The organism is Methylocystis sp. JR02 (genome assembly GCF_030063565.1).
In the GTDB taxonomy this organism is placed as follows: domain Bacteria; phylum Pseudomonadota; class Alphaproteobacteria; order Rhizobiales; family Beijerinckiaceae; genus Methylocystis; species Methylocystis iwaonis.
On the sequence record NZ_JASIRC010000001.1, the window covers coordinates 3,798,190 to 3,812,171 of the forward strand.

Here is a 13,982-nt window from a genome sequence, read left to right on the forward strand (position 1 = left end):
CAAGGACTAAGAAAATGAAAAATGCGGCGTTAAAGTTCTCTCGGGTGATTGTTGCTTTATTTGTCGGCGGATGTGCAACGTCGGGAAATCCAACTGTCAAGTTCAGCCAGGATGTTTTGAAAAATCCTAACACTGGGCAAGTTGTTGTGTGTGGAGGGCGTATTAACGCTTCAGCACCCGCGATTTCCAGAAGGGCTTTCGAAGCCACCCATCAAGCGTGCGTCCGCAATGCAAAGGCGGTGGGCTATACGCACGAGTTGCAGGTGACCAGGTGGCCGTGAGCTGCCGCTAACAAGAACGCTGGTTTTGCTCTGGATTTCCCGATCGCTCGCTTTGCGAGCGTCGGGAATGACACGGAACCAACCAAGTGGGTTACCTATCAACGCAGCCCGCGCGCCAGCCGGCTATGGCGTCGGCTGTATAAGAAATAAATCGCCAGCCCGATCGCCATCCAAATGAGAAAGCGCTCCCAGGCGATGGCCGGGAGCCGGGATAAAAGCCACAGCGAGAAGGCGACGCCGGCGAGCGGCGTGAAGGGCACGAAAGGCGTGCGGAAGCTTCTCGGCGCGTCCGGCCGGGTTTTGCGCAGCACGATCACGGCGACGCAAATGACCACGAAAGCGGAAAGCGTGCCGATATTCACGAGCTCGGCCACTTCCTTGATCGGGTAAAGCGCCGCCACAACCGCCGTCAGCGCGCCGGCGATCAGCGTCGGCCGATAGGGCGTGCGAAAGCGCGGATGCACCACCGCGAACCACTGCGGCAGCAGGCCGTCGCGGCTCATCGCGAACCAGATGCGCGCGCAGCCCAGGAGAAACGCCAGCATCACGCTGGTGATGCCGGCGACGGCGGCGATCGACACGATGAAGGCCACCCAGGGCAGGCCGATCGAGGCGAAAGCGGCGACGACGGGCGCCGGCGTGTCCAGCGTGTCGAAGCGCGCAATGCCTGTCAGCACCAGCGACATGGCGACATAGAGCGTGAGCGATATGGCGAGCGACAGCAGCACGGCGCGGGGCAGGTCGCGTTGCGGATGACGCGCTTCTTCCGCCGCCGTCGTCAGCGTGTCGTAGCCAAAGACTGCGAAGAACACGACCGCCGCGCCCTCGGCGACACCCGAGAAGCCGAAGGGCATGAAAGGCCGCCAGTTCTCTAGGCGCACATAGGGCAGGCCTGCGGCGATGACGAAGAGCACGGCCGCCACCTTAACAACCACCATCGCCGTGTTGAAACGCGCGCCCCATTCGATGCGCAGCGTCAGCAGCCCTGCGACGCCCAAGGCGCCGAGCGCCGCGAGAAGATCGACCATATGACCGGGGCCCGTCCCCGCCGCGCCGGCCGCCCAATCGGGAAGGGGAATGCCAAGCTGGGCGAGCAGCGCCTGCAAATAGCCCGACCAGCCGATGGAGACGACGGCGACCACCAGCGCATATTCGAGCAGCAGGTCCCAGCCGATGATCCAGGCGACCAGCTCGCCGAGCACCGCATAAGAATAAGTGTAGGCGCTGCCCGCGACCGGAATCAGACCGGCGAATTCCGCATAGGACAGCGCCGCGGCGCCGCTGGCGACGCCGGCGATCAGAAAGGACAAGGCGACGGCCGGGCCGGCCTGCGTCGCGGCGACGACGCCGGTCAGCACGAAAATGCCGACGCCAATCAATCCGCCGAGCCCGATGCTGGTGAGCTGCCACACGCCCAGCACGCGGGGGAAGCCGCCTGCGCCGTCGGCTTCCGATCGAAGACGCTCGATGGATTTGGCGCGCGCCAGTTCGCGCAGGCTCATGCTCGCCCCCTTCATACCCGAGGCTTCACATAAGCGATCGCGCCAGCGCTGTCATGTTCGACAAAAGAGCGGGCAAAGCCGCCCTTTTGCGCGGCTTATTTTGCTTGCTCGAGATGCATCAGCGCTTCTTCCGCGTGTTTGGTCGCGGCTTCAGCTTTTTTCTCCTTGCCCGTCTCGATGGCCTTTTCGAGATGGGTGATGCCCTGCTTGATATGCGGGTTCGCCTTTTCCTTCTCGGCCGCTTCGGCGTGTTTCAGCGCTTGTTCGGCGTGGGTGGCGAGCACGTCGCCATGACCCTGCTTGCCGTGATCGATCGCCTGCTTGGTATGCGCGATCGCTTCGGAAAGATGGTTTTCCGCAAAGGCCAGTCGTGGCGCGAAGGCCAGTCCGAGCGAAAGGGAAAGCGCGAGAGCGAAAACTCTGCGGTTCATTTGACCGACTCCTCAAATACGTGCCGCAGAAGCGATATGGCGCGCTCGCGTCATCCTTCCAGCGTCGCCCTTGGCGCCCGCGCGCTCTATTGTCTGTCGGCCGCGTAGAGCGCGCAGCTTTCGCCGAATTCGCCGAGGCCATTTTCGAGCAGAGAGGAAAGGAGGGGGATGCCGATGAGATAGGCCGAGGTCGAGCCCTGACGCCGGGCGCGCGCCTCACGCACCGCCTCGTTCCAATCCGCCGCTGCATAATCGCCGCGTCCGATCCAGGTGAGGGCCACGAGCTCAGCCTGCTCGTCTTCGTCCATGGCGTCGATGAAGGAAGCAATTTCGTCACGCACCGTAGCAAAGGCCTCTTCGGTCATGACGCTCACGAAATTGTCGTCGGTGGCGTTGGAGGCGTCGGCGTCCATGCCTTCGTCCTCGCTTTCGAGTTCGCGCGCTTTGACGACGATGAAGCAAACCTTGTCGGTATTGATTGTGGGCATGGCCGTTCCTCTCCGTTTCGATGCGAGCTGGCGGCTTTACCGTGGCCGCTCTCGCGAGCGGCGCCCTTTGCATATATTCATCCTGCCCAATTTAGACCGGTCTCGAGGCAACAATTTTGCGAGGCGCTCGAGCGCCTTGCGCCTGGGAGAGGCCGCGGGCGGCCTCTGCCGAGCTTATTGCACGGCATGGCTGCGTAGAAATCAAGTCATATCCATTCAATCACTTATTGCTGAAGTATATAGTCAAGCTGTTAAAGTATATATTTATGAGAAAGAAGTTTGATTCTTGTACTATGTATTAACTCTATAATAAACTCGCAAAATAGTCAACTTTTTGCCAACATTGTGCCATGAGATCCATGTAATACTTAATTGTTGTAATTATTAGGAGTAAAAATGACATGATAGCCAGCGACATTCTACCAACATTACGCGTTGTTTCGCTTCCCGGCGCCAACCCGTCGTCTGCTCAATTGAGCGACTACAAAAGCGCTTACGCCATGTGGAAGATGGTCTGGTCGGAGACATTCAGGGAGCTGGATGGGCTCGACAAAATGTTCTCGGACGATTTCGCCCGGCAAGACGAAATCCTCTGCGTCTTTCGCGGCCCCGTATGTTTGGCGCTGGGCCTGATGCGCTGGCGGGATATCGAGCTCCCGAGCGTGCGCGAGGATTCCTATTTTCAGATGTGGCCCGCGGAAGCCATCGATGGGCTGCGCGCCAATGGCAAAGACATCATCATCTGCTGCAATTTGACAATCCATCCGATGGCGCGGAGCAACGCCCTCGGGCTGCCGATGAAAGACGTCATGATGGGCCTTCTCATCCAGCGCTTTTTGGAGTCGGGCGCCGACGCCATGACGGGCGCCATGCGCGCTGATCGCGGCATGCACAAGACGACCTATCGGCTCGGCGCGACGCCTCTGGCGACCGGTTTGGTCCACCACAATTCGCCGGTCGATCTCGTCGCCTTCTTTCCGCAAAACATGACCGGCGGGGAAGCGGAGGTTGCCCGCGCAGTACGGTACCTCTGGGGCGTCAAGCGGCAACATCCCATCCAAAGAGCTCGTTACAAGGGGGCGAAAAATGCGTGAAGCGCTCGATGTTCTTCTCAGCAACGTGAAAAAGGAAATGTCGGCGTGCCCTTGGGAAAATCCCTACGCCTACGCCGATTTTCTCGCGCAGACTTATTACTACGTCTGCCACTCGACGCGGCTTTTGGGTCTTGCGGCGGGCCTTTGCCGGGTCGATAGAGACCTGCTTCACCGCCGCTTCGTTCAGCATATCGGCGAGGAAAAACTGCATGAGCGCCTGGCGTTGAACGATCTGCGCGGCCTGGGGTCGAAGCTCGAGGACTTTCCCGAACATTCGATAACAAAGGCGTTTTACGAGTCGCAATACTACAAGATCGAGCGCCTCGATCCGACCGCGCTCTTTGGTTACATCCTTCTCCTGGAAGGAGTCGCGGTATCCGCTTGCCCTGACATCTATCAGCGCGTCGAGCGCGCGCACGGCAAGCGCTGCGCCAATTTCTTGAGGGTTCATGTCGAGGAGGACGTCGATCATCTGCCGAAAGCCTTCGCCCAGATCGAGGGCCTGTCGGCGAGCCAGAAGAGCGACATTCTGGTAAACATGGCCCAGACCGCCGATCTTTACTGCCAGATCATCTCGCAGGCGGCTCGAGGCCGGAGCGTCGAGCGCGCGAGGGCGGCTTAGCAATATCGACAAATGCGACGCGCGCGCCCGACGCGCGCGTCGTGAACGCGGCTTCACCGGAGCCCTTGTCCCCGACCGGCGCGCTTCGCATATAGTGACGGAGAAATTTTGCGGAGCGGCGGATGCGTGTCGGCGCGCCCAGGGAAATCAAGGACAATGAATATCGCGTCGGCCTGACGCCGTCGTCCGTCGCGGAGCTGGTTCATTCCGGCCACGACGTGCTGATCGAGAAAGGCGCCGGCGCGGGCGCTGGCCTGACGGATGACGATTATGCGCTGGCCGGCGCCCGACTCGTCGAAGGCCCAGCGGAGATATTTGCGAGCGCAGAATTGATCGTGAAGGTCAAGGAGCCGCAGCCGATCGAAATCGCGCTGCTGCGGCCGGGGATGGTCCTTTTCACCTATCTGCATCTTGCCGCCGACGCCGCGCTCACCCGGGGCTTGATGCAGAGCGGCGCTAATTGCATCGCCTATGAAACGGTGACGTCCGCCGGCGGCGGTCTGCCGCTGCTGGCGCCGATGTCGGAAATCGCCGGCCGTCTTGCGCCGCAGGTGGGCGCGCGCTTTCTCGAAAAAGGCGAGGGCGGGAGAGGCGTGCTGCTCGCTGGCGCGCCGGGCGTTCCATCGGCGGAGGTTCTCGTTCTCGGCGCCGGCAATGTCGGCTTGCAGGCGGCGGCGATAGCGCTGGGCATGGGCGCGAGCGTGCTCGTCGCGGATCGCAACGTCGAGGCCCTGCGCCGTCTCGAAGCGAGATTCGGGTCGACTGTACGGAGCATCTATTCCACCCGCACATCCGTCGCCGAAACAATCAAGCGCGCCGATCTCGTCATCTGCGCCGCGCTGACGCCGGGCGCCCGCGCGCCCATTCTCGTCACGCGCGACATGTTACCCACGATGAAGCGCGGCGCCGTCATCGTCGACGTCGCTATCGACCAGGGCGGCTGCTGCGAGACCTCGCGCCCGACGAGCCATTCCGACCCGGTCTATGTCGTCGACGGCGTGGTGCATTATTGCGTGACCAATATGCCGGGCGTCGTGCCGCGCACCTCGACCTTCGCGCTCAACAACGCCACTTTGCCTTTCGTCCTCGCGATCGCGAACAAGGGCTGGCGGGCGGCGCTTACGGACGATTCACATTTGCGCGCGGGGCTCGAAATTTTCGACGGGCGCGTCGTCTCGGCCCCTGTCGCGGCGGCGCATGAGCTGCCGCTCACGCCATTGCCCGGTGTTTTCTATTGAGCGATAGGCCCGATCCCGCGACATCATGGCGGAGTGGCGGCGTCCGGAGTTCTATGTGATTGTAAGAAATAGACGATACCTTCCTTCGGCTCGCGCGGAGGCGCGGCGCGGCCGGCCAGCCGCTTTCTTGACCGCCAAAACGCCGATAGACCGAGGCGCGCCGGGTCGTTATGGGCATAGCGCCCAGGCCGCTAAAAGCCGCCGCCCGCGGGAAAATGTCGAGGAGAAAGCATGACGGTCACGCGCGACGAAGAGCCTGCGGTCGAGGGGCGGAAGGCTCCGCCAGGGATCGAGGCGGCGTCGGAGGCGACGGGACGCAAGAAGAAATCCAAGAAGAAGGGCGAGAAGAAAGCCAAGGCGGCGGCCGCCAAGATGCGTGAGACGGCGGCGGAGCCTGCCGCCAACGCGCCGCGCAAGGAACGGAAGGCCGAATCGAGGGCCGCGGAGGCGGGCGCGCAATCGATGCTGATGCCGCCGATTCCATCGCCGCTGACGAGCGCCGAGCTCGAACTCATGGCCGAGAACATGGCCAAGCTCGTCGACCAGGGCCGCAAGGCCATCGCCGCCGCCATCGGCAATGTCGACGCCGGGGGACCGCGCAGCGAGCTTGCGGCGAGCGTCGCCGACGCCACCAAGACGCTGGGCGTCGTCGCGGAATATTGGCTGGCAAAACCCGACCGCGCGGCCGTGGCGCAGGCCGAGCTTTACGGGGGCTTGAGCGAAATCTGGCGCCAGACCATGCGCCGCTATACGGGCGAGAATGTTCCGCCGATCGTGCCGCCCGATCCCGCCGACAAGCGCTTCGCCTCGCCCGAATGGGAGCAGAATCCCTTCTTCGATTGGCTGCGCCAATCCTATCTCTATACGTCCCGCTGGGCCGGCGAGATGGTCGACAAGGCCGAGGGGCTCGATCCGCAAACGCGCGCCAAGGCGGCGTTTTACACGCGGCTGCTGGCGAGCGCAGTGTCGCCGTCGAATTTCGTCGCCACCAATCCCGAGCTGCTGCGCGCGACGATCGAGAACAAGGGCGAAAACCTGATCCGCGGCCTGAAGATGTTCGCCGAGGACATCAACGCCGGCGGCGGCGTGCTGAAGATTCGCCAGAGCGACGACAGCAAATTCCGTCTTGGGATCGATCTCGCCAACACGCCGGGCAAGGTCATCTGGCGCAACGACGTGATGGAGCTCATCCAATATTCGCCGACGACCGAGGAGGTCTATGCGCGCCCGCTGCTCCTTATGCCGCCCTGGATCAATAAGTTCTACGTGCTCGATCTCAACAAGGACAAGAGCTTCGTGCGCTGGGCGGTCGAGCAGGGCTTCACCGTCTTCATCATCTCCTGGGTCAATCCCGACGAGAGCAAGGCCGAGAAGGGTTTCGAGGCCTATATGCACGAGGGCATTCTCACGGCGCTGGACGTCATCGAGAAGGCGACGGGCGAGCGCAAGGTGACGGCAGCGGGCTATTGCGTCGGCGGCACGCTGCTGGCGCTGACGCTCGCCTATATGGCGGCGACAGGCGACGACCGCATCGAGAGCGTCACCTTCTTTGCGACGCAGGTGGATTTCAGCGAGGCGGGCGATCTTCAGATCCTCATCGACGAGGCGCGCATGGCGGCGCTCGACGAGGCCATGGCGAAGACCGGCTATCTCGAAGGCGTGAAGATGGCCAACGCCTTCAACATGCTGCGGCCGAACGAGCTGATTTGGACCTATGTGGTCAATAATTACATGAAGGGCGTCGAGCCCGTGGCCTTCGATCTGCTTTACTGGAACTCGGATTCAACGCGCATTCCGCGCGCCAATCACTCCTTCTATATGCGGAGCTGCTATCTCGAAAACCGCATCACGCGCGGCGAGATGGTGATGAGCGGCGTGCCGATCAATCTGCGCCTCGTGAAGATTCCCGTCTATTCCGTCGCGACGAAGGAAGACCACATCGCGCCGGCGCGCTCGGTTTTCCGCGGCGATAAATTCTTCGGCGGCGACGTCACCTATGTGCTCGGGGGCTCGGGCCATATCGCCGGCATCATCAATCCGCCGGCGAAGGGCAAATATGGCTATATGACCGGCGGGCCGGTAAAGGGCGGATTCGACGAGTGGGTGGCAGCGGCCGAGGAGCATCCCGGCTCCTGGTGGCCGCATTGGCTCGAGTGGATCACCGCCCAGGCGCCGCGCAAGGTTCCGGCGCGCGAGCCTGGCGGCGGCAAGCTCGAAATCCTATGCGACGCGCCGGGCGACTATGTGCGCGTGAAGGCGTAATACTGCGAGCGCCGGGGAACCCCGCCGTCATTGCGAGCAAAGCGAAGCAATCCAGGGCCGTGATGTGGCTCTGGATTGCTTCGTCGCTGCGCTCCTCGCAATGACGGCGGTGGTCGCCATGTCGGCGTCACTGTCCGAATTCAAATCGCGTGACCACGGGCGAGATAAGCCAGCCGCGCGGCCATGCGTTCGATCTCCAGCGGATCATAGTCGGTCGGTAAATCTTCGGGCGGCACGTCGGATTCACTCGTGCGCGTCTCCATGCCGTCGTCGCCGAAGAAGAAACGGGCGCCGGTGGGGGTGAAGGTTACGATCCATTCGGCGTTTTGTTTTTCGACACGGAAGTCGTCGGTTTTCAGCGCGTTCATTGCAGCCGCTCCGGTTGGCGGCGGCAGATAGGGCAGGGGGAGCGGCGGGCAAGAGCCCCCTCCCCAACCCTCCCCTGTTTCACGGGCTATCGGATTCACACATCGTAGAAGGTCAGCGCGGCTCCGAACTTTATTCGTCGAAAGTCGTCGAGGCCCTGGCGCATTACTTTGGGGCCGGGCTTTCCGTAATAGGCGGTCCAGCCGCCGAGCCTGGCGACGACCCAGGCGGCGAAGGCGAGGCTGCCTTTGCGGTGGGGGTTCTTCTGGCGGGCCGTCGCGCCCTCGAGCTTCGCCGAGACGGCCTCGAGCAGCGCTTCGTCCTCGGGTTCGAAAGCGTCCGTCAGCAACTGGTCGGTCGCGCCGTCGCGCGCCTTGACCAGTTGCATGACCGTCACCGCGGCGACCGCCGTCGCCGCCACCAGCTTGATCATCACTTTCGGATCGCAGATGTCGGCCTGCTCGATCTCGAAGCCCGCCGTCTTCAGCGTGCGGAAGAATTCCTCGATGGTCCAGCGCATTCGATAGAGGTCGATCACCCGGCGCGCCTCGGCCAGGCTCGTCGCCGCATGGGTCGTGAGAAGCCGCCAATGAATGGGCGCGACGCCCTCCGCGGCCCCGACCTCGCGCACGTCGACCAAAGTCACGCCGACCGTGTCCGGCAAGTCGCGCGCGCCGTGGCGCGGCTTGCGCAAAGTGACCGGCGAGACGCGGACCGCGAGCGCCGCCTTGCGCGCCTTGCGTCCCGGAGCCGCCGGGATCTCGGCGACGAAGCGGCCCGCCTCGGCCAATCCGTCGGCGAAGGGGAACAAAAGCTCGATCGCATCCTCGCCGTCTGCGGCGATCGTCCGGTTCTGGCAGGCGCGCACAATCAGCTCCACGCCGCCCGGACGCTGCGCGAGATGCGCGTAGATGTCGCTCTCCCGATCCGAGACGACAGTGATCCGCCTCGCCGCCGCGAAATCCTCGCGCGCATGCGTCGCCACATCGAGCCAGCGCTGCGATTCCTTGTCCGCGAGCGCGCGCGAGCGCCGCGCCGCGACCTTGGCCCCCGTGTCGCGGTTCCAGACCTCGGCATGAGCGAGGCCGAGCAGCGCGCCCGTGCCGGCGTCGAGCGCCAGGGCCGCGTGCAGCAAAAGACCGCGCGTCCCGCCGCCCTTGCCGACCGGCCCATAGCCGTTCGCCTGCGCGCGCTTGCCGCCGAGCGCCAGCTCGCTGGTGTCCTGCGCCACCACTATGTCGCGACCCGCCGCCCGCGCCGCTGTGAGCCCGGCGGCGTGCCGCGCCATCTCCTCGGCTGTCACCGCAGGATTGCGCAGGAAGCGCGTGAGCCGCACCTCCTGCGCCCGCCGCCCGCCGGCGATCCGACGCGAGCGATCCAGGAAGCCGGGACGCCCCGGCCCCGTTCGGCCGGTAGCGTGAAGGAAATAAACGCATCGGGGCCAAGGCGTCCCGGCTGCGGTCTTTATTCGCGCGCACCTTTCCGTCCGGGGTGGGGTCATCAAGTGACCTTGGCCCTTCGGGTGCAGCCGCCAGACGGCGCCTGCTTCTTTCCCGGGAGGTTTGACGCTCCCGAGCGCGTCGCAAGGGTCTCGACATGCGCCGCCTCCGGCCCGCCGGCGCTTTCCCTTTCGGTACTCGGGCCGCGTGTCGCGGGCGCGAAAACTATGCCCAGCCTTTGCGTGGGATTTCTCCCGCGCAATCTCCCCACGAAGGAGAAGGCCCGGCGGGCGGCGCCGGATTCCCGCACGGAACGAGGGTCGCGTCCCGCGCTTAACCGACCCCGCCGGCGCCGTCGACCCTGACGGCGCCCCTGCAAGTTGGCGAGGCGAGCGAAGGATAAGGGAGGTTTTGGGGGGTGGGGATAGATTGGAGGCGAAATTTTTGATGAGGGCCGCGCTCCACCCCTCTCCCCGCGCTTGCGCGGGGAGAGGTTGGGTGAGGGGCTTGGGGGATAAGTGGAAACGAAAAACGCCGCAAGGGCGCTCGCTTTTGTAACGCACGCGCGGGTTCCGGCCCCGGCCCCTCACCCAGCCTCTCCCCGCAAGCGGGGAGAGGGGCAGAGGTCGCCTCCCCATGAGGGAGAGACACGGCGGGCGACGCCGGATTCCCGCACGGAACGAGGGGCGTCGCCCCGCGCTTAGTCGACCCCGCCGGCGCCGCCGACCCTGACTACGCCCCTGCAAGTTGGCGGGGCGGGAACATAACTCAAGTTTGAAGCGTGGGATAAGTCCTCGCCAATTTCAGGTAGCGATAAACTTTTGTTGTTCAAATAAGTCTACTACCTCAATCGCGATGGCATGCAGCAGATGAATGATTCTTTCCTGCAATTTGAACATGTCATTGGATATTGCTCGTAGGTCGGCGGAGTCAAACTGAATAACTTCTCCATGCGCACATCGGTGGCGAAGGTCAACCAATCTGCCGACTGATGGCTTGTACTCGGTAACAAGATCCGAGTTTATTCCGATAGACGAAAGTACCCAGCTAAGATTCGAAAAATTCATGTTTCCTATCTTGAGGTAAATTTCCTCGTCTGGCAATGAGATTCCGTCGTATATTTGTCCATTGCTTATAGATAAAATCAGGGAATCATTTGTCATCTGGTTTATTTTCTTTCTTAGCAAGGGGGCAACAAGCGTCTCTCTAACGCAATGGATGCAGCTTTGCGCTGTTGTAGAGTTTCTTATATGAAGTAGCGATTGAGCTGCGACGTTTTTTACATAGCCTTCATAGTGCGCATATGTAATTGCCACAAAACACCTGTAAGAGAAGCCAAATTTGTGTTTGTCGCTGATGTCACGTAGAAGCTGCAGCTTGCACATTGCGAGTTCGCCCTCACGCCACCTAAGGTCGGTGTCTATGAAAGAATTAAGAAGTGAGTTCGGCATGATATCTTTTTAGGCTAGCTTTATAGCTTCTTCAATCACCGCAACTCTGCCAGCAAGTTTAGATTTTTTATTTGCTCCTGGACCAACGTTCTCTCTGAATTGCGCAGACTGGCGAGCCTGTGTCACGGTGTCATACAGTTTGGCTTTGTCTGTTGACTCGCATTTTTCAATGTTCCGAGAGAAAGCTACAGAAATCGCTTCGTAGTGTGCTGGAGCTAAGCCGCCAATGGGTCGATTGTCTTTAAACTTGCAAAAGGCGCTCTCGCCTAGAACTCGCTCAATACAATCGAAGGTTCGGCAAAAAATTGCTTGTTTCTCTTTGATTGGAAAAGGAACCCTTGTTAGTAATACGGCCTCCATAAAATCATCCAACCAATTAGCAACATGTCCCGCGTAATAATCCGAGCCATCTTTAGCTGCGAAAAACCTGAGGGATAATTCCTCTCTGCCCCGTTTTTCGAGGTCGCTGTCAGCGAGCGTTTCTGTTGTTTTCACGAATGAGGGGTGATAGGACATCTCAATAATCTTGTTATAAAACTCGATACCCCATCCGCCGAAAAGTCTAGCAGAACAATTTCTTAATTCTTGCTCGCTCAGTTCTGACCCACCTGCATTCAGGCGCTTGAACATCTCATACCGTAGAAAATACTTGCTCTGGCGTTTTACAATAATGGCGCGCACGCTTGACCGTTTGAGCTGAAGCTTGAGTGCAAGGGGAAGGTCGTCGAATAGGCAATCGTTCAGATTCCCTATGATGTTGCAGCCAGACAGTTTTAAGGGTTTCTTACCAATGAGTTCTGATTGGATAAATTGGATCATGCTGCTGATGCGCTGGAGCCCATCGATTAGCTCTAAGGTTCCGTCTTCGTTCTCGATAAAAAATATTTGCGGGATGGGCAGCCGCAGCAATATAGACTCAACAAGCCGAGACTTTTGTTCATCAGACCAGCGAAATAGCCTCTGATACTCGGGGTCAATCTTGATTTCTTTATTGTCCTGCAGGTTGATAATCTCACCGAAAGATAAATCCACTGCTTCAGTACGAACTTCCCCAATCTTAGTATCAATCTCTTTCACCAGCCTGTCTTGTTTCGTTTCCGTTGACATATCGTGCCTTCGAATCTTTCGATCGGATCAAAATCCTACTCTCACACGGCTATCGGCGCCATCCCCGTGACCTCCAGCCCGCTTGACGCCGCCGCCCCGCCATGGCCATTAAGCGCCAGGCCAGAAAGCGCGCCGTTTTTGCGAGGAGAGACTCCGGCATGAATATCCACGAATACCAGGCCAAAGCCATTTTGCGCGAGTTCGGCGCGCCCGTCGCCGCTGGCTTTCCGGTCCTGAAGGCCGATGAGGCCGCCGAGGCCGCCAAGAAGCTTCCCGGCCCGGTCTATGTGGTGAAGGCGCAGATCCACGCCGGCGGCCGCGGCAAGGGCAAGTTCAAGGAAGAGGCGGCCGGCCCGCAGGGCGGCGTGCGCATCGCCAAGTCGATCGAGGAAGCGGAAGGCTTTGCCCGGCAGATGCTCGGCAATACGCTTGTCACGATCCAGACCGGCGAGCCCGGCAAGCAGGTCAACCGCCTCTATATCGAGGATGGCGCCGCTATCGACAAGGAATTCTACCTCTCCATGCTGATCGACCGCGCGACCTCGCGCATCGCCTTCGTCGTCTCGACGGAAGGCGGCATGGACATCGAGAAGGTCGCGCACGACACGCCCGAGAAGATCGTCACCTTCTCGGTCGATCCGGCCACCGGCCTGATGCCGCATCACGGGCGCCGCGTCGCCGACGCGCTCGGCCTCAAGGGCGATCTTGCGAAGCAAGCGGGCGATCTCGTCGGCAAGCTCTATGCGGCCTTTGTCGCCAAGGACATGGAGCTTCTCGAGATCAATCCGCTGATCACCACCAAGGACGGCAAGCTGCGCTGCCTCGACGCCAAGGTGAGCTTCGAGAACAATGCGCTCTATCGGCATCCGGAGCTGGCCGAGCTGCGCGACCTCTCCGAAGAAGACGAGAAGGAAATCGAGGCGTCGAAGCACGACCTCGCCTATATCTCGCTCGACGGCAATATCGGCTGCATGGTCAATGGCGCCGGCCTCGCAATGGCGACCATGGACATCATCAAGCTCTATGGCGCCTTCCCGGCGAACTTCCTCGACGTCGGCGGCGGCGCCACGACCGAGAAGGTGACGGCGGCCTTCAAGATCATCACCGCCGACCCGAATGTGAAGGGCATTCTGGTCAATATCTTCGGCGGCATCATGCGCTGCGACACCATCGCGGAAGGCGTGATCGCGGCGGTGAAGGAAGTGGGGCTCAAGGTGCCGCTGGTCGTGCGCCTCGAAGGGACCAATGTCGATCTCGGCAAGAAGATCATCAGCGAGTCGGGGCTGAATGTGATCCCGGCCGATGATCTCGACGACGCCGCGCAGAAGATCGTGAAGGCGATTAGCTAAAGCTGACGTCCGTCTCATCGGTTTATTTGCCCCTCGTCCTCGGACGAGGGGTTTTTTGTTTTTGTAACCCATTGGCGGGCGCGGGCGTGAACCCATCCCTCCCCTTTACGGGGAGGGTGGCCCCGCGCAAGCGGGGTCGGGTGGGGTCAGGCCCCACCACTGCCGTTGAGGCGCGGACCCCACCCGTCGGCCTGCGGCCGCCGACCTCCCCGTAAAGGGGGGTATGGGGATCACGGCGCCAGATCGCTATTCATCCGATTGCTCGCCGAGCGCATCCTTCCGCCTTGCTTCGCGGGCGCAAAACCGCCATCTTTGGGGCCGAACCTGACTACTCCGGCCACTCGTCCGGGCG

The 13,982-nt window shown here is 61.3% G+C and carries 13 protein-coding genes; 6 read left to right on the plus strand and 7 right to left on the minus strand.

Annotated elements, in window-relative coordinates; all coding sequences use genetic code 11:
- The first annotated feature begins 14 nt into the window (after positions 1-14).
- A complete protein-coding gene (locus tag QNA11_RS17985; protein ID WP_283484069.1) occupies positions 15-281 on the plus strand; it encodes a hypothetical protein in 267 nt (88 codons plus the stop codon).
- A 98-nt stretch (positions 282-379) separates the two neighbouring features.
- On the opposite strand, the gene QNA11_RS17990 is transcribed toward QNA11_RS17985, so the two are convergent.
- From QNA11_RS17990 to QNA11_RS18000, 3 genes are all read right to left on the minus strand, one after another.
- Positions 380-1,783 (minus strand): amino acid permease, encoded by a 1,404-nt coding sequence (locus QNA11_RS17990; RefSeq protein WP_283484070.1) that lies wholly within the window; start codon positions 1,781-1,783, stop codon positions 380-382.
- A gap of 95 nt (positions 1,784-1,878) precedes the next feature.
- Positions 1,879-2,214, minus strand: a complete 336-nt coding sequence (smbP, locus tag QNA11_RS17995) for a small metal-binding protein SmbP (RefSeq protein ID WP_202072195.1) — start codon at positions 2,212-2,214, stop codon at positions 1,879-1,881.
- An 86-nt stretch (positions 2,215-2,300) separates the two neighbouring features.
- On the minus strand, positions 2,301-2,702 hold the full coding sequence (locus QNA11_RS18000; protein ID WP_202072196.1) for a DUF3775 domain-containing protein: 402 nt from the start codon (positions 2,700-2,702) through the stop codon (positions 2,301-2,303).
- Between the two features lie 401 nt (positions 2,703-3,103).
- On the opposite strand from QNA11_RS18000, the gene QNA11_RS18005 reads away from it, so the two are divergent.
- The 4 genes from QNA11_RS18005 to phaC all read left to right on the plus strand — a co-directional run bounded on the left by QNA11_RS18005 (position 3,104) and on the right by phaC (position 7,918).
- Entirely contained in the window at positions 3,104-3,796 is a 693-nt protein-coding gene (locus QNA11_RS18005; protein ID WP_283484071.1) for a hypothetical protein, read from the plus strand.
- The gene (locus tag QNA11_RS18010; protein WP_283484072.1) at positions 3,789-4,418 is read left to right on the plus strand and encodes an iron-containing redox enzyme family protein; all 630 of its coding nucleotides are present in this window, start codon (positions 3,789-3,791) and stop codon (positions 4,416-4,418) included. The genes QNA11_RS18005 and QNA11_RS18010 overlap by 8 nt, the downstream gene beginning before the upstream one ends.
- 122 nt (positions 4,419-4,540) lie before the next feature.
- Positions 4,541-5,656 carry an alanine dehydrogenase gene (gene ald / locus QNA11_RS18015; protein WP_283484073.1) on the plus strand — a complete coding sequence of 372 codons (1,116 nt, stop codon included), beginning with the start codon at positions 4,541-4,543 and terminating at the stop codon, positions 5,654-5,656.
- 231 nt (positions 5,657-5,887) lie between these two features.
- Positions 5,888-7,918 carry a class I poly(R)-hydroxyalkanoic acid synthase gene (gene phaC / locus QNA11_RS18020; protein ID WP_283484074.1) on the plus strand — a complete coding sequence of 677 codons (2,031 nt, stop codon included), beginning with the start codon at positions 5,888-5,890 and terminating at the stop codon, positions 7,916-7,918.
- Between the two features lie 140 nt (positions 7,919-8,058).
- Here the strand turns inward: phaC and QNA11_RS18025 are convergent, their stop codons facing one another.
- From QNA11_RS18025 to QNA11_RS18040, 4 genes are all read right to left on the minus strand, one after another.
- Positions 8,059-8,286, minus strand: coding sequence for a hypothetical protein (locus QNA11_RS18025; RefSeq protein WP_202072201.1), 228 nt, complete (start codon positions 8,284-8,286; stop codon positions 8,059-8,061).
- A gap of 95 nt (positions 8,287-8,381) precedes the next feature.
- On the minus strand, positions 8,382-9,620 hold the full coding sequence (locus QNA11_RS18030) for an IS4 family transposase (RefSeq protein ID WP_283484075.1): 1,239 nt from the start codon (positions 9,618-9,620) through the stop codon (positions 8,382-8,384).
- Positions 9,621-10,526: 906 nt separating this feature from the next.
- Positions 10,527-11,174 (minus strand): MAE_28990/MAE_18760 family HEPN-like nuclease, encoded by a 648-nt coding sequence (locus tag QNA11_RS18035; RefSeq protein WP_283484076.1) that lies wholly within the window; start codon positions 11,172-11,174, stop codon positions 10,527-10,529.
- Positions 11,175-11,183: 9 nt separating this feature from the next.
- A complete protein-coding gene (locus QNA11_RS18040) occupies positions 11,184-12,281 on the minus strand; it encodes a DUF262 domain-containing protein (RefSeq protein WP_283484077.1) in 1,098 nt (365 codons plus the stop codon).
- Between the two features lie 158 nt (positions 12,282-12,439).
- Here QNA11_RS18040 and sucC point away from each other — a divergent pair, with 158 nt between their 5' ends.
- Positions 12,440-13,630 (plus strand): ADP-forming succinate--CoA ligase subunit beta, encoded by a 1,191-nt coding sequence (gene sucC / locus QNA11_RS18045; RefSeq protein WP_281928840.1) that lies wholly within the window; start codon positions 12,440-12,442, stop codon positions 13,628-13,630.
- Positions 13,631-13,982: the final 352 nt, after the last annotated feature.